Source organism: Micromonospora sp. BL1 (assembly GCF_003667485.1).
Classification (GTDB): Bacteria; Actinomycetota; Actinomycetes; order Mycobacteriales; family Micromonosporaceae; genus Micromonospora; species Micromonospora tulbaghiae.
The window spans coordinates 1-20,809 of record NZ_RCVK01000266.1; the positions used below are offsets into that span (position 1 = coordinate 1).

24 protein-coding genes and 1 tRNA gene are annotated in these 20,809 nt (G+C 71.1%); 10 read left to right on the plus strand and 15 right to left on the minus strand.

Annotated elements, in window-relative coordinates; genetic code table 11:
• Window positions 1-1,111: D-alanyl-D-alanine carboxypeptidase family protein (locus EAD96_RS18765; protein WP_147457902.1), on the plus strand; the 1,111-nt coding region annotated here is incomplete at its 5' end.
• 15 nt (window positions 1,112-1,126) lie between these two features.
• Here the strand turns inward: EAD96_RS18765 and EAD96_RS18770 are convergent.
• Complete coding sequence (locus EAD96_RS18770) at window positions 1,127-2,152, minus strand: LacI family DNA-binding transcriptional regulator (RefSeq protein ID WP_120569710.1); 1,026 nt, start codon at window positions 2,150-2,152, stop codon at window positions 1,127-1,129.
• 197 nt (window positions 2,153-2,349) lie between these two features.
• On the opposite strand from EAD96_RS18770, the gene EAD96_RS18775 reads away from it, so the two are divergent.
• The 3 genes from EAD96_RS18775 to EAD96_RS18785 are packed head-to-tail and all read left to right on the plus strand — an operon-like array spanning window position 2,350 to window position 4,739.
• Complete coding sequence (locus tag EAD96_RS18775) at window positions 2,350-3,315, plus strand: acetylxylan esterase (RefSeq protein ID WP_120569711.1); 966 nt, start codon at window positions 2,350-2,352, stop codon at window positions 3,313-3,315.
• 48 nt (window positions 3,316-3,363) lie between these two features.
• Window positions 3,364-4,188: a M15 family metallopeptidase gene (locus tag EAD96_RS18780; RefSeq protein WP_121685221.1), complete on the plus strand. Its 825-nt coding sequence runs from the start codon at window positions 3,364-3,366 to the stop codon at window positions 4,186-4,188.
• Between the two features lie 44 nt (window positions 4,189-4,232).
• The gene (locus EAD96_RS18785) at window positions 4,233-4,739 is read left to right on the plus strand and encodes a DinB family protein (protein WP_091418060.1); all 507 of its coding nucleotides are present in this window, start codon (window positions 4,233-4,235) and stop codon (window positions 4,737-4,739) included.
• A 26-nt stretch (window positions 4,740-4,765) separates the two neighbouring features.
• Here EAD96_RS18785 and EAD96_RS18790 read toward each other — a convergent pair whose 3' ends face one another.
• Window positions 4,766-5,539: an alpha/beta hydrolase family protein gene (locus EAD96_RS18790; RefSeq protein WP_121685222.1), complete on the minus strand. Its 774-nt coding sequence runs from the start codon at window positions 5,537-5,539 to the stop codon at window positions 4,766-4,768.
• Between the two features lie 147 nt (window positions 5,540-5,686).
• On the opposite strand from EAD96_RS18790, the gene EAD96_RS18795 reads away from it, so the two are divergent.
• Window positions 5,687-6,079: a hypothetical protein gene (locus tag EAD96_RS18795; protein ID WP_120569714.1), complete on the plus strand. Its 393-nt coding sequence runs from the start codon at window positions 5,687-5,689 to the stop codon at window positions 6,077-6,079.
• A gap of 131 nt (window positions 6,080-6,210) precedes the next feature.
• On the opposite strand, the gene EAD96_RS18800 is transcribed toward EAD96_RS18795, so the two are convergent.
• Together EAD96_RS18800 and EAD96_RS18805 are read right to left on the minus strand one after the other, a co-directional pair.
• Window positions 6,211-7,434 (minus strand): exonuclease domain-containing protein, encoded by a 1,224-nt coding sequence (locus EAD96_RS18800; protein WP_121685223.1) that lies wholly within the window; start codon window positions 7,432-7,434, stop codon window positions 6,211-6,213.
• A gap of 8 nt (window positions 7,435-7,442) precedes the next feature.
• Window positions 7,443-8,135 (minus strand): DUF6218 family protein, encoded by a 693-nt coding sequence (locus EAD96_RS18805; protein ID WP_255498996.1) that lies wholly within the window; start codon window positions 8,133-8,135, stop codon window positions 7,443-7,445.
• A gap of 483 nt (window positions 8,136-8,618) precedes the next feature.
• Between EAD96_RS18805 and EAD96_RS18810 the strand changes: the two genes are divergently transcribed.
• Together EAD96_RS18810 and EAD96_RS18815 are read left to right on the plus strand one after the other, a co-directional pair.
• Window positions 8,619-8,691, plus strand: a tRNA-Glu gene (locus EAD96_RS18810).
• Between the two features lie 30 nt (window positions 8,692-8,721).
• Window positions 8,722-9,921: an RtcB family protein gene (locus tag EAD96_RS18815; protein WP_121685256.1), complete on the plus strand. Its 1,200-nt coding sequence runs from the start codon at window positions 8,722-8,724 to the stop codon at window positions 9,919-9,921.
• 32 nt (window positions 9,922-9,953) lie between these two features.
• Here the strand turns inward: EAD96_RS18815 and EAD96_RS31225 are convergent, their stop codons facing one another.
• The 11 genes from EAD96_RS31225 to EAD96_RS18865 are packed head-to-tail and all read right to left on the minus strand — an operon-like array spanning window position 9,954 to window position 17,658.
• A complete protein-coding gene (locus EAD96_RS31225; RefSeq protein ID WP_174536834.1) occupies window positions 9,954-10,118 on the minus strand; it encodes a hypothetical protein in 165 nt (54 codons plus the stop codon).
• Window positions 10,115-10,333: a helix-turn-helix transcriptional regulator gene (locus EAD96_RS18820; RefSeq protein ID WP_013476639.1), complete on the minus strand. Its 219-nt coding sequence runs from the start codon at window positions 10,331-10,333 to the stop codon at window positions 10,115-10,117. Before EAD96_RS18820 ends, EAD96_RS31225 begins: the two co-directional genes overlap by 4 nt.
• On the minus strand, window positions 10,333-10,812 hold the full coding sequence (locus EAD96_RS18825; RefSeq protein ID WP_121685225.1) for a DUF2975 domain-containing protein: 480 nt from the start codon (window positions 10,810-10,812) through the stop codon (window positions 10,333-10,335). The genes EAD96_RS18820 and EAD96_RS18825 overlap by 1 nt, the downstream gene beginning before the upstream one ends.
• 21 nt (window positions 10,813-10,833) lie before the next feature.
• Complete coding sequence (locus EAD96_RS18830; protein WP_121685226.1) at window positions 10,834-11,751, minus strand: ACP S-malonyltransferase; 918 nt, start codon at window positions 11,749-11,751, stop codon at window positions 10,834-10,836.
• On the minus strand, window positions 11,748-12,689 hold the full coding sequence (locus EAD96_RS18835) for an ACP S-malonyltransferase (protein WP_121685227.1): 942 nt from the start codon (window positions 12,687-12,689) through the stop codon (window positions 11,748-11,750). Before EAD96_RS18835 ends, EAD96_RS18830 begins: the two co-directional genes overlap by 4 nt.
• Window positions 12,686-13,438 (minus strand): SDR family NAD(P)-dependent oxidoreductase, encoded by a 753-nt coding sequence (locus EAD96_RS18840; RefSeq protein ID WP_199733227.1) that lies wholly within the window; start codon window positions 13,436-13,438, stop codon window positions 12,686-12,688. Before EAD96_RS18840 ends, EAD96_RS18835 begins: the two co-directional genes overlap by 4 nt.
• A 35-nt stretch (window positions 13,439-13,473) precedes the next feature.
• The gene (locus EAD96_RS18845; RefSeq protein WP_158614804.1) at window positions 13,474-14,700 is read right to left on the minus strand and encodes an aminotransferase class V-fold PLP-dependent enzyme; all 1,227 of its coding nucleotides are present in this window, start codon (window positions 14,698-14,700) and stop codon (window positions 13,474-13,476) included.
• A complete protein-coding gene (locus EAD96_RS18850; RefSeq protein WP_121685230.1) occupies window positions 14,697-15,683 on the minus strand; it encodes a TauD/TfdA family dioxygenase in 987 nt (328 codons plus the stop codon). The genes EAD96_RS18845 and EAD96_RS18850 overlap by 4 nt, the downstream gene beginning before the upstream one ends.
• Window positions 15,676-16,332, minus strand: a complete 657-nt coding sequence (locus EAD96_RS18855) for a GNAT family N-acetyltransferase (protein ID WP_233585998.1) — start codon at window positions 16,330-16,332, stop codon at window positions 15,676-15,678. The genes EAD96_RS18850 and EAD96_RS18855 overlap by 8 nt, the downstream gene beginning before the upstream one ends.
• An 11-nt stretch (window positions 16,333-16,343) precedes the next feature.
• On the minus strand, window positions 16,344-16,607 hold the full coding sequence (locus EAD96_RS18860; protein WP_121685232.1) for a phosphopantetheine-binding protein: 264 nt from the start codon (window positions 16,605-16,607) through the stop codon (window positions 16,344-16,346).
• Between the two features lie 16 nt (window positions 16,608-16,623).
• Window positions 16,624-17,658 carry a 3-oxoacyl-ACP synthase III family protein gene (locus EAD96_RS18865; RefSeq protein WP_121685233.1) on the minus strand — a complete coding sequence of 345 codons (1,035 nt, stop codon included), beginning with the start codon at window positions 17,656-17,658 and terminating at the stop codon, window positions 16,624-16,626.
• An 830-nt stretch (window positions 17,659-18,488) separates the two neighbouring features.
• Here EAD96_RS18865 and EAD96_RS18870 point away from each other — a divergent pair.
• Genes EAD96_RS18870 through EAD96_RS18880 form a run of 3 tightly spaced genes read left to right on the plus strand, consistent with a single transcriptional unit; the run spans window position 18,489 to window position 20,808 of the window.
• On the plus strand, window positions 18,489-19,028 hold the full coding sequence (locus EAD96_RS18870; protein ID WP_121685234.1) for a hypothetical protein: 540 nt from the start codon (window positions 18,489-18,491) through the stop codon (window positions 19,026-19,028).
• Window positions 19,025-20,512: an AMP-binding protein gene (locus tag EAD96_RS18875; RefSeq protein WP_121685235.1), complete on the plus strand. Its 1,488-nt coding sequence runs from the start codon at window positions 19,025-19,027 to the stop codon at window positions 20,510-20,512. The genes EAD96_RS18870 and EAD96_RS18875 overlap by 4 nt, the downstream gene beginning before the upstream one ends.
• Window positions 20,509-20,808 carry a phosphopantetheine-binding protein gene (locus tag EAD96_RS18880; protein WP_158614805.1) on the plus strand — a complete coding sequence of 100 codons (300 nt, stop codon included), beginning with the start codon at window positions 20,509-20,511 and terminating at the stop codon, window positions 20,806-20,808. Before EAD96_RS18875 ends, EAD96_RS18880 begins: the two co-directional genes overlap by 4 nt.
• Window position 20,809 lies beyond the last annotated feature (1 nt).

Consider the following 20,809-nt stretch of genomic DNA (forward strand, 5'->3'; position numbering starts at 1 on the left):
GTCCAGCGCCGCGCGGGCCGTCGGCGGCGCGGCGCTGGACACCGCCGGGCTGGTCGTCCCGCCCGCGTCGAGCGCGCCACCGGCGGTGACCGCCACCTCCTGGGTGGTCGCGGACCTGGACAGCGGCGCGGTGCTCGGCGGCTGCGGCCCGCACGAGTACGGCGTACCGGCGAGCGTGCAGAAGCTGCTGCTTGCCGCCACCATGCTGCCCCGGCTGGACCCGAACCGGGAGGTCACGGTGACCGCCGGGGACCTGGCTGTCGAGCCGGGCAGCTCGGCGGCCGGGCTGGTCGAGGGCGGGCGCTACCGGATCGAGACGATCTGGCTCGGCCTGCTGCTGCGCTCCGGCAACGAGGCGGCCAACGCGCTCGCCCGGCTCGGCGGCGGCCCGGACGGGCTGCCCGGCGGGATACGGGCGATGAACGAGGAGGCGCACCGGCTCGGCGCCCGGCAGACGCACGCGGTCACCCCGTCCGGGCTGGACGGGCCGGGGCAGTTCACCAGCGCGTACGACCTGGCGCTCATCGCGCGGGCGTGCTTCGCCGACCCGGCGTTCCGCAGGTACGCCGCCACCCGGTCCGCGCAGATACCGGCCCAGCCGGCGCAGCGGGCGAAGGCGTTCGCCATCGCCAACGACAACATGCTGCTGGAGCACTATCCGGGCGCGCTCGGCGGTAAGACCGGCTTCACCGACCTGGCCCGGCACACGTACGTCGGGGCGGCCGAGCGCGGCGGACGGCGCCTGGTGGTCACGCTGCTGGGCGCCGAGGTGACCACGCAGCGGGGCTGGCAGCAGGGCGCGGCGCTGCTGGACTGGGGGTTCGCGCAGCCGCGCGACGCCTCGGTGGGACGGCTGGTCGAGCCGGGGGAGCTGGACCGGTCCGCGCCTCCGGCGGGCGGGGCGGCCTCGGCCCTGGCCGGGCACGCCGGCCTGGCCGGCGGCGGGGCGGCACCCGGGCCGCGGCCGGGCGCGGGTGTGACTGTGGCGGTGGGCGCGGTGCTGACGGCCGGGGGAGCGCTGCTGCTGGCCCGGCGTCGCCGCCACGCCGCAGCCGTCGCCATGTCGACCGGGTCGGCCCTGCGGGAGCCGGAAATTCCGGAACAGGACTGAAAGGAGCGGCCCGGATCAGCGGCAGGCGGGCCCGGCGGTGCTGTCCCGTACGACGAGTTCGGTGGCCAATTCGACCCGGGGCGAGTCGATTTCGTCGCCCTGGGCCAGCCGCAGCACGGTGCGCGCGGCGAGCCGGCCCATCTCCACCAGCGGCTGGCGCACAGTGGTCAGCGGCGGTGACGCCCACCGCGCCTCGGGCAGGTCGTCGAAGCCGACCACGCTCACGTCGTCGCAGACCCGCAGCCCGCGGCGGCGCACCGCCTCGTACACCCCGAACGCCATCTGGTCGCTGGCGGCGAAGATGGCCGTCGGCGGGTCGTCGAGGTCGAGCAGCGCGCCACCGGCGGTGAAGCCGGACGCGTGGTAGAAGTCGCCGGGCTGCACCAGCCGGTCGTCGGCGGCGACTCCGGCGGCGGCCAGCGCGGCCCGGTAGCCGTCCAGCCGGGCCCGGCTGCACAGCAGGTGCGGCGGGCCGGCCACGAAACCGATCCGGCGGTGGCCGAGCTTGAGCAGGTGCTCGGTGGCGGCCAGGCCGCCGGTCCAGTTGGTGGCGCCGATCGCCGGCACGTCAGTGGCGGCCACGCCGGCCGCCGGGTCGACCACCACCACCGGCACGTTGAGGCGCCGCAGCTGGGCCTGCACGGCCGGGCTCAGGTGCGAGGTCACCACGATCACGCCGTCGGACGCGCGGGCGCGCAGGTTGTGCAGCCACTGCCGGGTGGAGCTGGACTCGCGGTGGATCGCCGAGACGACGGTGCCAACCCCGGCGGCGTGGCTGACGTCCTCCACGCCGCGGATGATCTCCACCGCCCACGGGCTGTCCAGGTCGTTGAAGACCAGGTCGACCAGGTCCGCCCGGCGCACCGTACGACTGCCCCGGCGCCGGTAGCCGTGGTGGCGCAGCAGTTCCTCGACCCGTTCCCGGGTGTCCGGCGCGACGTCGGAACGCCCGTTGAGCACGCGCGACACGGTCGGGACCGAGACGCCGGCCTCCCGTGCGATCGCGGTGATGGTCACCCTGCGCTCGTCGTCCGCGCTCACCCGTGTTCCCTTCGCCGGCTGCCGGAACCGACCGGTAGACCGTCCCGCCCCACGCACATCTTGCCGTACGCCGAGGGCTTGACGACAGGCCGGACCGGCCCTAGCGTTCGCACGAGTTACGGAAACCTTCCGGAAATACGCCCGCCATCTTCGACGGCTCGCCGTCCACCCCCGACGAAGGACGAGGAATCCGAGGCGTGTTCACCGACCTGACCGAGGCCGAACTCCGTACCCACCGCAGCGACCTGCACGAGCCTCCGGACTTCGACGCCTTCTGGGCTGACACTCTGGCACAGGCGCGCTCGTGCGGCGACCCCGTGTCGGCGACCCCGCTGCCGACGCCGCTGACCGGGGTAGACGTCTTCGACGTGACGTTCCCCGGCTTCGCCGGACAGCCGATCCGCGCCTGGCTGCGGGTGCCGCGCGGCGCCGCCGGACCGCTGCCCACGATCGTGCAGTACGTCGGGTACGGCGGCGGGCGCGGCCACGCGCTGGAGAACCTGCTCTGGTCCGCGGCCGGCTTCGCCCACCTCCAGATGGACACGCGCGGGCAGGGCTCGGGGTGGAGCCGCGGCGACACACCCGACGTCGCCGCCGGCGGACCGCAGGCGCCGGGCATGGCCACCCGGGGCATCGAGGACCCGAACCGGTACTACTACCGGCGCTTCCTCACCGACGCGGTCCGCGCCGTGGACGCCGCCTGCGAGCTGCCGGCGGTCGACCCGGACCGGATCGCCGTGCTCGGTCACAGCCAGGGCGGGGCCGCCGCGCTCGCCGCCGCCGCGCTGGCGCCGAGGGTGCGCGCGGCGGTGGCGCTCGTGCCGTTCCTCTGCGACATCCCGCGCGCGATCACGATCACCGACGCCACGCCGTACCGGGAGATCCGCGACTACCTCGCCGTGCACCGGGACCGCGAGGAGCAGGCGCTGCGCACGCTCGGCTACGTCGACGGCGTCGCGTTCGCCCGCCGCGCCACGGTGCCGGCCCGGTTCTCCGTCGCGCTGATGGACGAGATCACGCCGCCGTCCACCGTCTACGCCGCCTACCACGAGTACCGGGGCGACAAGGACCTGACGGTGTGGCGGTTCAACGGCCACGAGGCGGGCGGCATCGACGACGACGCCGCCGCTGTCGACTTCCTCCGTACCGTGCTGGGCGGCTGACCACCGGTTCCGCCGATGCCGGCCCGCCCGGGCTGGTAGACACGGCGGGTGGGCACCGGCAGACGCGCGACGGCGGTCCTGGCCGTCGCGGCCGCGTTGCTCGCCGCCGCCTGCCAGCGGCCCGCGCCGTCCCCGTCGCCGTCCGCGCCGCCTTCACCCACGCCGACCGGCCCGCGCGCCCCGGCGGACTTCGTGGACCTCACCACCGTCGACCCCACCGTCCGCACCGACATCCGGTACGCGGGCCCGCACAACTTCGTCGGCCGCCCGATCGACGGGTACGCCGAACCGCGCTGCCTGCTCACCCGCCCGGCCGCGCAGGCGCTGCACCGGGTGCAGACCGCCGCGCTCGCCGGCGGGCACAGCCTCAAGGTGTACGACTGCTACCGCCCGCAGCGCGCGGCGGACGACTTCGTCGCCTGGGCGAAACTCCCCGCCGAGCAGCGGATGAAGGGGGAGTTCTACCCCGGCGTACCCAAGGACCGGCTGTTCGCCGACGGCTACATCGGCGCCCCCACCGCGCACAGCCGGGGCAGCACCGTCGACCTGACCCTGGTCCCGGTCTCCGCCGCCGCGCAGCCCGCGTACACGCCCGGCCGGCCGCTCGTGCCGTGCACCGACCCGGCCGGCCGCCGCTTCGCCGACGACTCGATCGACATGGGCACCGGGTTCGACTGCTTCGACCCGCGCGCCCACACCGCCGACGCACGGATCAGCGACACCGCCCGGAGCAACCGGGACCTGCTGCGCCGGCTGATGTCCGCGCAGGGCTTCGAGAACTATCCGCTGGAGTGGTGGCACTACCGGTACGTTGACGAGCCGTACCCGGACACCTGGTTCGACTTCCCGGTGGCCGGTTCGTCGCTGCGGTGACGCGGTCGTTCCATCATGATCGATTGCGGCTAGGCTCGGCGCTCATGGAGACCGAACGGATCGGCCCGCCGCTGCTCGCCGGCGAGCGGGAGTCGCTGCGCGCCTTCCTCGACTTCCACCGGGCGACGCTGGCCCTCAAGTGCGAGGGGCTGACCGACGAGCAGCTGCGCCGGCCGGCGTCGCCGCCGTCCACGCTGTCGCTGCTCGGCCTGGTCCGGCACATGGCGGAGGTGGAGCGCACCTGGTTCCGCCGGGTCATCGCCGCCGAGGACGTGCCGCTGGTGTGGTCGGACAGCGGCGACTTCCAGCAGGCGTACGACGCCCGCGACGCCGACGCGGCGGAGGCGTTCGAGGCGTGGCGGCGCGAGATCGAGCACGCCCGGCGCATCGAGCGCGAGGCCGAGTCGCTCGACGTGACAGGTCACCAGGCCCGCTGGGGCGAGGACGTCTCGCTGCGCCTGGTCATGCTGCACATGCTGCACGAGTACGCCCGCCACAACGGGCACGCCGACCTGATCCGCGAGGCGATCGACGGCACCGTCGGCGTCTGAGCCAACTCAGCGCCCGCGCACACCGGTCAGCGCGTGCGCAGCGGCAGCCAGGCCAGGACGTCCTGGATCCGCGCGTCCCAGTACGCCCAGTCGTGGTCGCCCGGACCGAAGTCGACGGTGACCGGCACGTCGCGTTTCCGGGCCACGTCGAGGAACCGCATGCTGTCCTCGTACAGGAAGTCCTCGGTGCCGCAGGCGACGTAGAGCGCCGGCCGGTCGTCGCCGGAGCGCTCCAGCAGCCCCACCGTGTCGTCGTCGGCGGGCACCGGGCCGTCACCCCAGACGGTGTGCCACACCGCCGGGTCGACCGGATGGGTCGGATGGTGGCGGCGGCGCGTCACGTCCAGCGCCCCGGACAGGCTGGCCGCCGCCGCGAACCGGTCCGGGTGGCGCAGCGCCCACTTCACCGCCCCGTAGCCGCCCATCGACAGGCCCGCGACGAACGTGTCCTCCCGGCGGGCCGACAGCCGGAAGAACGACCGGCACACCTCGGGCAGCTCCTCGCTGAGGAACGTCCAGTACCGGTTGCCGTTCGCCTCGTCGCAGTAGAAACTGCGCTGCACCTGCGGCATCACCACGGCCAGCCCCAGCGGCGCCACGTACCGCTCAATCGAGGTGCGCCGGGTCCACACCGTGTCGTCGTCGGTCAGGCCGTGCAACAGGTAGAGCACCGGCGGGTCGCCGTCGGCGGCCGCGCCCGGCACGCCGATCCCGGCCGCGCCGCGATCGGGCAGTAGCACCGTCATCGACGTGCCCATGCCGAGCGCCTCGGAGAAGAAGTCACACCGGATCAGCGCCATGAGGCGGCAGCCTACCTCGGAGGGGTTCGATGAGGGCGTTCCTATTGCCCCGGGACGGTCGCACGGGAAAAGATGGCCGTGCGTGCCGGAAACACACCCGTAACCTGCGCGCTGCTGGTCTCTGTCACGAGGAAGTGGGAGTCAGTCATGAGCGACGTGTCGGCCGCACTGGGTGTGCGCCTCTACCCGGACCTGGTCGAGCCCGGCGGTCTCGCCCCCGCGCTCGTGGCGACCGCCGCCGCGCACCAGCTCGACGTCGGCGAGGTGACCGCGCCCGAGCAGGGGCGCAGCCGGTTCACCTGCGCCGAGATGACCTCCGCCCGGGGCGTGGTCTGCGTCAGCCTCGGCTCCCAGGCCCGCTACTTCATGATCGACCTGCGGGTGGACGGCGACGTCCAGGCCCGGGGCGACGCCACCGACCTGCTCCAGGTCGCGCAGGTCGCCGCCGCGTGGCGGGTCGGCATCACGCTGGCCGAGCTGACCGCGCGCTACCCGTTCATGGAGGAGATGCGGCGCCACCCGGTGGCGCACGCCGGCTGAGGCAAGGCGGCTCAACCTCTGCTCAATCAAGGCCGCCGCCGCTCCCAGACGCTCGGGCTCGCCATGCGAGATCGAGGTGTCCGTCCGGGAGCGACGTCGAGCCGATGGGCGGGCGCTGCTAGGCGGGCGACCTACACGGCAAGGGCGCTAAGCCCGGCCAGCATGTTCTGATAGGCCGTGGGGTGGACGATCGGAATGCCGTACTGGCGGGCCTTCTTGGCCTTCCCCGACATGGTGTCCGGATCGGCGGCGACTAGCAGACGTGTCTTCTTGGTGACGTTGCTGCCGACATCGAGACCTGCAGTTCGGGCCTCCTCCTCCCACTTTTCCCGCGGCGGCTCCATCGCGCCGGTGAAAACAACGACGTCACCAGGTTGAAGCCGCCATTCGCCACCCCGGCGCTGCCCGGGGTCGACAGTTGGCGCTGCCGCGAGAGCCTTGTCGACGTCAGACCGTTCGAGACCGAGCAGCCCTGCCACCAGATCCAGGTCATGGCGCTCAGCCGGGGTCAGAATGCCGTCCTCGAGCGCGATCTGAGCAAGGCTTGCCAGGTAGGTCAGATGCAGATGCTGGACGTCGACGCGGGCGAGTTCGAGGGCATCCGCAGTGGCCACGAGCGCATCGGCCTCGGTAGCGGAGATGTGGCGGTCAAGGAGCGCCTGGTCGAGGATATCCAAGTAGGCGTCTCCTTGCGGCTCGTGCAGCCGTGGCAGCCGGTCGACAAGGCGGGCCAGAAAGTGCTGTTCACGCTCGCCGGGGGCGCGTCGTAGGACGGCCGTCACTGGCTGCGCATTGATCGTCGGCCAGGGCGCTCGGACGGCAGACGCCACAGCAGCATTCCACGGCGGCGGACTACCGGCTGCCGCGAGGTAGTAAGTCAGGAGTTGAGCGGCGGCGCGGGCGTCGTGCAGCGCTGAATGTGCCTGATGTGCCGGCAGCCCAGCCGCGTGGCAACAGTCGTGCAGGCTGCGGCCGGCCGAGGGCAGGAAGTGCGATGCCAACTGCATCGTGCAGAGACCGGTGGTGTGTCGGATCGGTGTGCGGATCCCTGCTCGTTCGTACTCGGCGTCGAGAAAGGGGGCGTCGAAATGAAAGTTGTGGGCGACGAGGACTCGACCACGCAGCATCGTGGCGAGGTGTCCGGCCACCTGACCGAAGCGCGGTGCGCGTCGTGCTTCTGCTGCCGAGATCCCGTGAATGGCCTGCGGGCCGAGATCGCGGTCGGGGTTGATCAGGCTGCACCACTCGTCAGTGATGCGGCCGTTCTCGTCGAGCTGGACGACTGCCACTTCGACGATCCGGTCATGCCAACTCGTCCGAAGGCCAGTGGTTTCAAGGTCGATGACTGCGTACACGTCGCCCCCTACACCGACACCACGGATGAGCTGCCCACGGCCTTACGCAGTTCAGCCAGCCATCGCGGCGGCAACGGCTGGGGCTCTCCCAACGAGCGCAAGTAGGTCCGGCGGTACCGGGCCTGTTCGGTGTCTTGCCACAGTTGCGCGGTTCTGGCGACGGCAGCGGTCAGCGTCAGAGCTGTGCCAGCGACAGGCGACGCCGCCGTCGACTGGGCGCGGGAGGCCCAGGCGATCAGTTCCTGCCGGTCCGGTACCTCGGTGGGCCACGCGAGAGGTGCCAGTTTGGACTTGGTGCGCGCCCTTTGCTGTTCCACCGCAGCGGAGTAGGCGGCTCTGTGCTCGCTGATCTCTGCCAGGAGTTCAGGGACGACGAGGATGTGGGCCCGGAGATCGGAGAGCGTTTCGGCGGGCAGAAATTCGGCGAGTCTCGCCAGGACGCCCTCAATGGTTTCACTGTCCCAGTCGACGACACATCGGTCCTGCAGCATCGACATGACTCGGATCAACCGCTCGGGTTCGCGTTCGACCTCGTCGAACCGTTCCACCCACGCTCCACCGGCGCGCCCTGTTGGACTGAGGCGCCACATCGCCATTGCGTCACGGCCGTCCGTGTCGCGACCAACGGCGAGAACTGTATGACCGCGAGCGCCGGGCACGTAGTCAACCGGTATGGACAGCTCGTTTTCCGATGCCTCCAAGCCGAAGCTCCTTGTCAGGTCCCAATTGTTGACAGCGAAAGGATCAAGTTAGTCGGCGGCCGCGATATCGAAACTCGGCCATTCGGGCCGTTCGACTGCCCGAATCGGGTCACGGCCTCGCACCGCTGTCCATCTCGCCAGTCCTCGCCAGGGGAATCGCCCCAGCTCGAACGGCGCAGCGCGTACTGCGAATTCGTGTTGCGGCCCATGGGGAGCGGCCGTACCGTGAGCGGGCAACGTCGATCTGATCCACCAGAGGAGCCTGCCGTGTCGCAGCAGAACCGCACCCGCGCCGAGCGGCAAGCGCCGCGCGCCGGTGCCCTGCTGCCCGAATCGGGCACGGGCCGGCGACGGCAGTGGCAACCAGGGTGGTGGCGCGTCTAGCGCCGGCGCGACGATCCGCGCGAACCGCCCGCCCCCAGACCGGAGCCGGGCGGTTCTCCGTGTCCGGGGTGGATCCGCCGACGGCGTCACGCCGCCGGAGGGCCGTTGGAGCAATTGGCAGCTCACCCGGTTCTCACCCGGGAGGCTACGGGTTCGAGTCCCGTACGGCCTACGTCAGACGGACATGAGCAAGGAGACGACGATGGGTTTCACCCCGCTGGCCGGTACCCGGGCACCGGTCCGGGTCTGGACCGACCCGTACGCGATCGAGGCGCAGGCGGCCCGGCAGCTGCGCAACATCGGCGCGCTGCCCTGGGTGCAGGGCGTCGCGGTGATGCCGGACGTGCACTTCGGCAAGGGCGCCACTGTCGGCTCGGTGATCGCGATGCGGCAGGCCGTGTCGCCGGCCGCGGTCGGCGTGGACATCGGCTGCGGCATGTCCGCGGTGCGGACCTCGCTGACCGCCGCCGACCTGCCCGACGACCTCGCGCCGCTGCGTTCGGCGATCGAGGCGGCGATCCCGGTCGGTTTTGCGATGCGTGACGACGCGGTCGACCCGCGCCGAGTCCGAGGGCTGGAGCAGGCCGGTTGGGACGACTTCTGGCGGCGGTTCGCGACGCTGGACCGGAAGGTGGCCCAGCTCCAGACGCGGGCGCAGCGGCAGCTCGGCACGCTCGGCGGCGGCAACCACTTCATCGAGGTCTGCCTGGAGCAGGGCGGCGCGGACGACGGCCGGGTCTGGCTGATGCTGCACTCCGGTTCCCGCAACATCGGCAAGGAGTTGGCCGAGCGGCACATGGCGGTGGCGCGCGGCCTGCCGCACAACACCGGCCTGCCGGACCGGGATCTCGCGGTGTTCCTCGCCGGCACGCCGGAGATGGAGGCGTACCGGCGGGACCTGTGGTGGGCGCAGGAGTACGCCCGGCGCAACCGGGCGGTCATGGTCGCGCTGCTCTGCCAGGTGGTCCGGGACGCGTTCCTGCACGTCGGCTACGACGAGCCGATCTCCTGCCACCACAACTACGTGGCGGAGGAGACCTACGACGGGGTGGACGTGCTGGTGACCCGCAAGGGCGCCATCCGGGCCGGGAAGGGGGACCTGGGCATCATCCCCGGCTCGATGGGCACCGGCTCGTACATCGTGCGCGGTAAGGGGAACCTCGACGCGTACTGCTCGGCGTCGCACGGTGCCGGGCGGCGGATGTCGCGGGGGCAGGCGAAGCGGACGTACAGCACGGCGGATCTGGCCGCGCAGACCGCCGGGGTGGAGTGCCGCAAGGACGCCGGTGTGGTCGACGAGATCCCCGGCGCGTACAAGGACATCACCGAGGTGATGGCCCAGCAGGAGGACCTGGTCGAGGTGGTCGCCCACCTCAAGCAGGTCGTCTGCGTGAAGGGCTGAGCGACAGGGCCGGCGTCGAGGGGGCGCCGGCCCTATCGGGTACGCCGGGCGACGCGTACGCCGATGGCGACCGCGCCGATGACGAGCAGCGCGGACAGGAGCTGGAGGCCGGGGGAGTCGTCGGCCTCCCCGTACACGAAGCCGGCGACGCCGAGCGCGACGGCGAGCAGGGCTACGGCGGCGGCCAGGTATCTCATCGTTCCTCCTCGTCGGCGACCCATTCGAGCAGGTCGCCGGGCTGGCAGTCGAGCACCCGGCACATCGCCTCCAGCGTGCTGAACCGGACGGCCTTGGCACGGCCGTTCTTGAGCACGGCGACGTTCGCCGGGGTGAGCCCCACGCGCTCGGCGAACTCGCCGACGCTCATCTTGCGCTTGGCCAGTTCGACGTCGATGCGCACGACGATCGGCATCAGATCACCGCTTCCATGTCGGTGCGCAGCGTGGTGGCCTGGCGCAGCAGCGCGCGCAGGACGACCATCAGCAGCCCCAGCACGCTGACGCCGGTGACCAGCAGGAACAGCAGCAGCGGCAGCCCCGGGTCGTCGGCGTTGAAGCCCACGTAGAGGAATACGCCGACGAGCACCACCCAGGCGGCGGCGACCGCCCAGACGATCCCGTCGACCCAGCCCAGAGACGCCTCGGTGAAGATGCGGTCGTTCTTGACCAGGGTGAGCAGGTGCCAGGTGCAGACGATCACCACCTGCACGCACAGCACCCAGAAGATCGTCACCGCGGTGGCGGGCCACCGCAGGTACGCCATGTCCGGGTTCTCGCGCGCCATGTGCGCGAACTGCCCGGGCAGCGACATGGTCTGGAACAGCACCAGGATCGCGAACAGCAGGACCAGGAATGCGCGGAGTGGTGTCACCGCACGTTGCGCCATCAACATGCATCGACTATCGCGCGGAACCTATCGAAAGTCAATCGCCTCACACGTTGTTGCTGCGTTCTCCGGGTTGACCGCGCGCACCTCGAAGGCGGTGCGCGCCAGCCGGTCGAACAGGTTGCTCGGTCCGGGAACCCAGACGATGCGCACCCCGGCCCCGGTCAGGGCGGCCATCGCGGCGGGCCACCGCACCGGGCGGACGATCCCGGCCAGCAGGAGCTCACGTACGCCTGGCCCGGTCGTGACGAGTGTGCCGTCGTGGTCGGAGACAACCGGCATGCGAGGCGCGGCGAAGTCGACACCGTGGCAGACCTCGGCGCACCGATCCCGGAGCTCACCGAAGGCCGAGCTGTGCACGGGCGGCGAGAGGCTGTAGAGGGGGATTCCGCCGATCGCTCGCACCGCGGCGTCCAGAGCAGGCACCGCGTCTCTGGCTAGGGTCAGCGCGGCGAAGCCGGCGTCGAGATCGCAGGACAGCTCGTTCCAGGCGCCGCGCACGGTCAACTCACGGCGCACCACTGCCAGACCTGTCGTGTCGAGCCGGTAGAAGAACCGGGTCACCAGGCCGGTGTGCCGGGTTCGGAAGTACTCCCGCTCGCAGTCGGAGAAGGCGATGACGAGCTCGACGGCGATCTCGAACGGCAGCACGCCCAGGTGCGCGGCGAGAGCGAACTGGCCGAAGCTCGGACCGATGGCCAGCCGGGCGGACATGCCGGCCTGATCGGCGCGATCGGCCAGCGCGATGCAGTTGACCATGAACGCGAGCTGACTGTCAGCGTTGCCGGCCGGCCCGGCCGTCCGGAAACCGTCCACCAGCGACCGGCCCAGCACCGCGTCGGCCTGAGCCACCCGGCGGCGGGCATAGGGATCGGTCACCATGAACTCACCCACCGCGCGGTGATTCGAGGGGGCGAGCCCGGGAAGCAGCACCGCCTCGGTCATTCGGCCGCGCTCCGGAGTTCGGCGCAGGTCAGCACCGTCTGCACCTGGTACGACACGTCGACGAACTGCATCGACCGGTACACGAAGTGCCCGGGCCCGACGACCGTCACCCGCTTGACGCCGAGGTCCGCGAGCCGTCGCACCACCAGGTCCCAGCGGACCGTTCTCGTGTACTGCTCGACGAAGGCGGCCATCAGGTCCTCGCGTCGGTCGATGACCGCCCCGGTGTGATTGCATAGCTGCGGCACCTGCGGATCCGACGTCGGATCCAGATAGCTCCATTCGCGGGCGAAGGTTTCCTTGATGTCGTACAGCACCGGCAGCGGGCTGTGCGCGGGCGGTCCGTAGGGGATCACCAGGCCGACGCCGCCGATCGAGGCGGCCCGCAGATTGAGCTCCTGCAGCCCGGCCACCGCGCCGGTGGCAATCATCTGGTTGTCGGCGGTGATCGCGCAGGTCAGCAGCGGCGACTCGGCGGTGGATACCTCCCGCATCTCGGCCTGGAACCGGTCGAGGTCGACGTTGTAGTAGAACGCCACGCCCAACGGCCGCCCCGCCACCACCCGGTCCTCAACCGCGGGCATGGTGGACACCATGCGGATGGTGTCCCGGAACGACATGAATCCGCCGAGGTGCGCGGCCACGATCGAACCGAGACTCAGGCCCGCCATGTACCGGGGCGGTCGTTTACGCAGGCCGATCACATCGCAGATCGCCACCGCGATCGCGACCGAGGCCGGGCGCACGACCGTCCCGTCGTTGATGGCCGCCGGGTCCTCCGCGTAGAAGCGCGCCGCGAGGTCGACGCCGAGCACGTCCGACGCCTCCGCCATCCGGCGGTGCACCTCGGGGAACTCGTCGTAGAAGTCCCGGTGGTCGCCGGGCTCGACGACCACCTGGGGGTTGAACAGCACCGCGTCGGGCGTCTCCCGGTTCATGCGGTCAGCCCTCCGTCGACCACCAGCGTGTGCCCGGTGATGTAACTCGCCTCGTCACTTGCCAGGAAGGCCACTGCATTGGCCACCTCGTGTGCCTCCGCGAGCCGCTTCATCGCGATCCGGTCGAGGAACTCCCTCAGTCGCTTGTCGTCGATCCGGTCGACCATCCCCGTGTCGGCGGTGTACCCGGGCGCCACCGCATTGACCCGGACGTCGTACGGGGCGAACTCCCGGCTCAATGCCCGGGTCATCCCCTCGATGCCGGCCTTGCTCGCACAGTAGGAGCTCAAACCGGGTATGCCGACGCGGCCGGCGATCGAGGAGATGTTCACGATCGAGCCTGAGCGGGCCACGAGCATGTGCAGGGAGCTCGCCTTGATGCAGTGCAGCGTTCCCAGCAGGTTGGTCTCGACGCTGGCCGCCCATTCGCCGACCGGGTTCATCGGCACGACTGCGGAGGGCTGGCCCACCCCCGCGTTGTTGACCAGGATGTCCAGCTTGCCGTTCGCCCGGACCACGTGCCCGAAGACTCGCTGGGTGTCCTCGGCATCGGTGACGTCGACACGGACCGTCGCGGGCTCCGGCCATCCCTTGTCCCGGATCGCCTGCGCGGTGGTGTCGGCGCCGTCGCGGTTGCCGCGATAGCCGATCACCACCCGGGCGCCCGCCTGCGCCAGGCGCAGGCAGACCGCTCGCCCGATCCCACTCGACCCGCCAGTGACCATTGCGACGCGAGCTGTGAGGTCCACCCGTTCTCCTCCTGCCTACCGGATGCCGGCCGGCGTCAGCCGGCCCGCTTCTTCCGCGTCACCTCGACCAGCGCGTCGAGGAACGCCGTGACGTCGTTGTCGGTCGTGTAGGCGGCGACGCCCGCCCGGACGGCGCCGGACGTCGCGGGCGACAACGCCTGGAACGCCGGCCCGCAGTAGAACGTGCCGTCCCAGACCGCGACGTCCCGCGCCGCGAGGCTGGTCGCCACTGCCGTCGCAGCCATTCCGGCCACCTGGAAAGTGATGATCGGCATCAGGGTTCCCCCGGCCGGCCCGAGCACCCTGAATCGGCTGTCCGCCCGCAGCCACGTGCGAATCCGCTCCGCGAGGGCGTGCTCGCGCTCGGCGATGACGGTCCGGTCCCAGCCCAACAGCACCTCGGCCGCGATGCCGGTGCCGAGCACCGCCTCGAACTGGGTGGTGCCGAGGTCCAGCCTGCCGGGCAGGGCGTCCCCGGCGGACGGCACCTGCTCCGGCAGCAGTGGGTCCAGGTGGTCGGAGAGCCACAGCGCCGCGCAGTGCGGGCCGTACCACTTGTAGGCGGACGTGACGAAGGCGTCGACTCCCCACTCGTCGACAGCCACCCGGCTGTGCGCCACCCGCTGCACCCCGTCGACGTAGACACGCGCGCCTACCCGGTGCGCGGCTGCGGAGACCGCGGCCACGTCCGGCACGGTGGCGAGTGCGTTCGAGGCGCCGCTGATCGCCACCCACCGGGTCCGTGGGGTCAGTTCGCGGATGATCGCCTCCGCCGGCAGGGCGCCGTCCGGGTGCAACCGCGCGAGGCGGACCCGGGCGCCCGTCCGCTCCGCCACCGCACGCCACGGCCAGTGGTTGGCCTCGTGATCGAGCTCGGTGCAGACGATCTCGTCTCCCGGCCGCAGATCGCCGGCGACCCCACGGCTGAACATAGTGGTGAGCGTGGTCATGTTCGGGCCGAACAGGATGTGTCCACCGGCGGCCCCGAGGAGGGCCCGGACACGGTCGGCGGCCCATTCGACTATCACGTCGGAGTAGGCGCTGGCCGGAAAGGGGCCGTGGTCGTTGGCCACGTGCCGGCTGCCGAGATACCTGCTCATCGCCCGCACCACGGCGGCGTGGACCAATGTGCCGCCGGGGGCGTCGAAGCGGTGGCCGGCGCCGCGCAGCCCGGGAAACTGCTCGTCGGCCGGCGCGCGCAGGAGGTCGTTCAACTCCGGCACCGGGTGCTCGGGCAGGCCGATCCGCGTCGTCGGGCTCACCGGACGGCTCCGGCTGTCGTCGGCAGGACGATGTCGACCTGGCCGTAGCCGTCCTCGCGACGTTCGGCCTCCGGGCGCTGGCTGGGCAATCGCACCATGATGCGCTTGAGCCAACGGTCCGTGCCGTCGTACCGCGGTGTGAACGGCACACGCCCGTGCACCGCCACATCGTTGTCGATCAGTGCGAGATCGCCTGCGCCCATCGGCACCGAACGAGCCTTCTGTTCCAGCCGCTCCGCCAGGGACCGGTAGGACTCTTCGAAGGCGGGATCGTCGTGGCTGCGGGTGCTGTAGGCGGGGTCGTAACGCAGGCAGGGGCCGTCCGGCGCCCACCACACTGTCGGTACGCCGGGCCGCGTCGTACCCGGCCCGCTCCCCGTCGCCGGGTACGACGCGTCGGGGGAGATGCGCACGACCGGTCGGCCGAGCCGGATCAGGTCCTCGCGCGGCAGTCCCAGCTCACGTACCGACGCGATCCGGGTACCGACGCCGGCGGGATTGCGGACGCAGGCGAGCATCAGCAGGCTGGCCCGGCCGGGATGGAAGGCGTCCTCGGTGTGCCATTCCAACGGCACGCTGCTGCTGGCACCGACCTGCAGGTTCTCGTAGCCCTGGCTGGGCACGATGTTGTGGACCAGACGCCCGTCCTGCTGCCCCGCCCAGCCGAACACCTGGCCGAGCGCGGCGGCGACCAGCACCAGGGCGAGGTCCATCGGGCCGGTGGGCGCGGCGGACCAGTGGGCGGGCGTCGGCCCGCACTTCGCGGCCAGCGGAGCGAGCAGACCACGGACCAGCAGTGCGCCACTGTGCCGCGGCGGCCGGCCCACCTGCCTGCTCAGGCGGGCCACGAGGTCGCGCGGGATCTGGCCGGCGTGCGTCTGGAGCAGCCGGTCCGGGACCGCTCCGAGGCCGGCGAGTCTCTCCGCGGTGGCCGCCAGATCGGCGACCAGGTCCGCGGCAGCAGTGGTCGCTTCCTCAGGCATGCGCGGCCTCCGGCATCCGCCAGTCGGAGAGCACACCACGCAGGTGGTCACCGCCGGAACCGGCGAGGTACCGGCGCAGCGTGCCGGCCGCGGCGTCGGCGTCGGCGTCGCAGATCAACCGCAGCGACGGCAGGTAGCCGTCGAGGGGAGCGAGGTACTCCTCGCGGTTCATGGAGCAGATCACGGCGTCGTGGTAGCCGCCGTCGACGTAAAGGTAGTCGCGCAGGACGCCGTCCACGACGAGATCCCCCTTGGCGAGAAAGGCCACCGAGCGCCGGTTGTAACAGGCCGCCAGCAGCTCCAGCCGGTGTGCCCGCTCCCGCTGGAAAAGGTGGTCGACCAGCAGAAGCGCCCCCTCCAGGCCGGCTCCGCTGTCCCACCACTGGTCATCGCCCACGACCGCGCCGACGGCGAAGCTGCGGTCGTGCGCCAGGGGCCGCCAGGAGACCATCCCTATCGTCTCGCCGTCGATGCGGGTCTCGATGGCGGCGTACTCGGTGTGGCCGGACTCGATGGCCGAGCGCCATCCCGCGGCATCAAGCCCGTCGCTCTGTCCTCCGCCTACCAGTACTCCGGCGGCCGAGTGCCGGGTCCACGTCGGTAGCCGGCCGTAGTCGTCCTCGCTGACCGGTCTGAGCCGGACGAGCATGCCCTCCACGATCAGCGCTCCTCCCGTACCGTTGTCGCCTGCCGGGGTCCGAGAACGGCCTCGATGCGCTCGATGGTCCGGAAGGTGTCCGTGTTGGTGGCGGCGATGTCCAGGCCGTAGCGCTCGTTGAGCAGCGCGATGAAGCGTAGGGTGTCCATCGAGTCGAGGCCGAACCGTGAGCGGGTGCCGAACAGCGGTTCGGTGGGGTCGACATCGCCCGGTGGCAGGTCGAGATCGTAGGTGGAGACGAAGAGCTCCCGGAGTTCGTCGCGCATGTGTAGACCTTTCGGATCAATGGTGGCGCAGGCAGACCGATCCCCAGACGAACCCGGCGCCGATGGCCGATACGACGGCCAGGTCGCCGGGGCGCAGCCGACCGGAGGTGAGTAACTGGTGGAGCACCGTGAAGACGGTTGCGGAGCCGGTGTTGCCGAGGTCGCCGACAGTGGTCGTGGCCCGGCCGCGGGGCACGCCGAGCTGGTCCATCACTTCGTGGATGATGTTGAGGTTGGCCTGGTGCAGCACCACATGATCAAGATCGTCGAGGGCGACTCCCGCGCGCCGGGCGACGTTGCGGATGCTGGCGGGCAGAGCCTGGGTGGCTTCCCGCCAGACCGCCCGGCCGTCCATCCGCAGGAAGTGCTCGCCGTCGGCCACCCGTTGCGGGGTCAGAGGCCGTCGGCTGCCGCCGGCGGTGATGCCGACGCGGTAGGAGAGCTTGTAGCCGGCGTCCCAGGCGAGCAGACCGCCACCCGGCTTGGTCCGGCGTAGCACCACAGCGCCGGCGGCGTCGCCGAAAAAGACCCTGGTGGTGCGGTCGGCCGGATCGGTGATCCGGGACAGCGTCTCGGCGCCGGCCACCACCACTGTTCCGATTTCGGGGTTCTGCAAGAGGTGGGCGGCGAGCACCAGGCCGTGCACCCCGCCCGCGCAGGCGGCCTGGGTGAGGTCGATCGGCCAGGCGGCGTGAGCGCCGAGCGCTTCGGCGACCGCCGCCGCCGTGGAGGGCAGAGGCTGGTCGGCGGTGATGGTGGAAACGATGACCGCGTCCACCTCGCCCGGGTCGATCCGTGCCCCCTCCAGGGCGTTGTGGACGGCGCGCAGGCACATGTCGGAGGTGGACTCGGTGGCGGCGGCGAAGTGACGGGTCAGAATGCCCGTCCGGCTTTCGATCCACGCCTCGGTAGTGTCCAGGCCGTCGGCGATCTCGGAGTTGCCGACCACCCGCTCGGGTACGTACAGCCCTGAGCCGAAGATGCCGACGGGGACGGCCGGCGCTCCCGCGGTCAGCGCCCGGTAGGCCGCCGGTGCTTGTTGCGCTGTCATGGGTGGCTTCCTTCCCGGAGGGCCGGGCTGGGCTGGGTACGAACGATGGGGTACCGCGCGACGTGGACCGGAGAGGTCCACGTCGCGCGGTGTGGTGCGCCGCGATCAGCAGGTCGAGCTGTCGAAGCTGGCCGGCAGGTCGACGTGCTCGACGACCACCTCGGTGCCCTGAAGGTCCAGAACGTTGGACAGGTCCATTTTCTTCACCCCCTTCCCTGTGCGTGCTCACGGAATCACCGGATGGTGCTCCGAAAACAGCGTTGGCCAATTGCGACGCGCGTAGTCGTCGGACTGCATCGGCCAGCGATCAGATGCGTTAACTCGGTGCCTATGGGCTTGTCTCGGGCGCTTGGCGCAGCGAGCTTCGTGGCACCGGAAAAGCTTTGTTGAGGCTGAGTCAGAGGTTATGGTCGGTTCAATGTGAGCGTCAAGCCGATGGCAGCATCCGGCCATCATGCAGATGGCGGCCCTCCGATCGGGGCGATCAAGGATGGATTGACCGAATTGTTCACATGGCGGGATGTTGACGGGGAATGAGAAATCGCAATTGTCATTCGATCGCATTGATTTCCTGCGAGTGTCCTGCGAGGGGTTGCTAAGAAGATTCATGCCAGGTAATCTCTCGGCAATAATTGAAGTGCACCTAAGCGCTGCGGGGGCTCGCTATGCATGAACTGCGCCGTCTTGTCTCCTCAATTGGAGGTAGCGATGCAGCGCCAGGGTCTGCGGAAGCCACCATCGTCCGAGTCGACCGCCAGCTCTATCTCCGCTCTGTCTCCGAGGCGGTCCGTGGCTGCACGAGGGAGTTCTGCGCCGCTCTGCCCTACCGCGTGACGCGCCTGATCGCGCCCGATCTGGTCGATAGGTGTCGGGGCGGCCAGGGGGAGACCGTCCAACGGCTGATCCATCTGCCCGACCCGGCGGCGCCGGTGGTGCAGGCGCTGCCGGCGACCGAGGCCCGCATCCAGCCCGTCGACTCGGCAGCGCTTCCGATCGTGATGGTGGACCGCAGGATGGCGATCGTGTCGCTCAACACGGTGCGTCCGGAGCGCTCGGCGGTGCTCGTGCGGGGCTCGGACACCCTGGACGAACTCACCCGTACGTTCGAGCGGATGTGGGCGGCGAGCCATCCACTCCCGGACGGCGACAGCGGTCCCCGGGATCGCCGCGAGGCCATAATGGCGGGACTCTCTCGCGGACTGACCGACGCCGCCATCGCCGCGGCGCTGCGCATCGGGGAACGGACCGTCCGCCGGGAGATCCAGGCTCTGATGGCCACCACTGGAGCGCGGAGCCGATTCCAGCTCGGAATGCATCTCGCGTTACGACATCACCGGAACCGGCGCGCGGTCAAGGACGGCAGCCGATGACTCCGGGACCGGGCATCCGAACCCTGGCCGAGCGGGTCACCGGGCACGCCGAGCGCGCGCCCGCCTCGACGGCAATGCGCTGGCTCGGCGAGGACGTGACCTACGCCGACCTGACCCGTCTCGTCGACCGCCACCGACGCCGGCTGACGATGCTCGGAATCCGGGCTGGCCACCCTGTCGCGGCGGTGGCCCCGGTCGCGCCCGACACCGTCGCCCTCATCCTCGCCTGCCACCGGATCGGTGCGCCGGTACTGCTGCCCTCCGGGGAACTGCCCGCCGAGACACTGTCGGCGCTACTGCGGCAGGCGGGCTGCCGGCACCAGGTCGTCGCCGACGGTGACGAGGTGACGGTGGTGCCCTCGGCCGAACCGGTCACCGACCCGTCCGCAGCCGTCCCGGCGGATACCCCCTTCCTGCTGACGACCTCGGGGTCCACGGGCGTGCCGAAGGTGGTGCCGGTCTCCGGCCGTGCGATCCACCGGTTCGCCGGATGGGCGGGTGGACGTTTCGGGATCGGGCCCGGCACCCGGGTGCTCAGCTACGCGCCGCTCAACTTCGACCTCAGCCTGCTCGATGTATGGACGACCCTGCACCGGGGCGGCTGTGTCGTGCCCGTCGCCCGGAACGACGCCACCGACGGAAGGCGGCTGCTCGATCTGCTCGCCCGGGAACGGCCCGAGATAGTCCAGGCCGTGCCGATGTTCTACCAGCTCCTCGTGGCCGCCCGGCCTCGGTTGCCGTTGCCGTCGGTGCGGCACGTGCTCTACAGCGGCGATGCGGCACCGGCCCGGCTCCTCGCCGAACTGCCTCGTCTCCTACCGCGGGCCGCGATCAGCAGCGTGTACGGCTGTACCGAGATCAACGATGCCTTCGTCTACCAGATACCTCCCGGCCGGCCGGCCCCGGATCCGGTGCCACTGGGCGAACCGGTGCCCGGCGTCGAATGGCTGCTGGCCGACGACCACGGAAGGCCCGTCGACGGCCCTGGCTCCGGTGAGCTGTGGGTGCGTACCCCCTTCCAGACGAGCGGCTACCTGGACGCCGCGCGTACCTCCGAGCGGTTCGCGGTCCCGGTGGCCGGCGTTCCCCACGAGCCGTTCTTCCGCACCGGCGACGTGGTCCGGCGCTGCACCGACGGCGCGCTGCATCTGCAGGGCCGGATCGACTTCCACGTCAAGGTGCGGGGCGTCCAGGTGAACCTGCAGGCGGTGGAGCGGGTCCTGCTGGAGTGTCCGGGGGTAGCCGAGGCGGTGGTCGTCGCCCTCGACGACCCGGTGGCGGGCAAGCGCCTGCACGCCGTGGTACGCACCGCCGGCGGCGCCCCGGCCGGTGAGATGGCTCTGCGGCGGCACTGCGCCGGCCAGCTCGCCCGCACCTCAGTCCCGAGCAGGTTCCACCTGGTCACCACACCCCTGCCACGCACCGGCAGCGGCAAGCCGGACCGGATCGCCACCGCCCGCGTCCATCTTGGAGCGACGCCGTGAGCCGCCACGACGAGATCCGCGACTTCCTGCTGGCCGAGTTCTTGCCCGGCGTGCCGGCCAACGAACTCTCCTTCGACGAAGACCTGGTGGCAACCGGAATCCTGGACAGCCTGGCCGTCTATGTCGTGGTGGCCTGGCTGGGTGACCGATGGTCCGTCCCGCTGGCCGAGGACGCTCTCGACCTGGCCGACTTTCGCTCGGTGAACACGATTGAGCGGTTCGTCGCGGCACGGCTGGCGGATCCGGACCGCACCGGGTCACCGCACCGGACGCTCGACGAGATCCGCGCCGACTGAC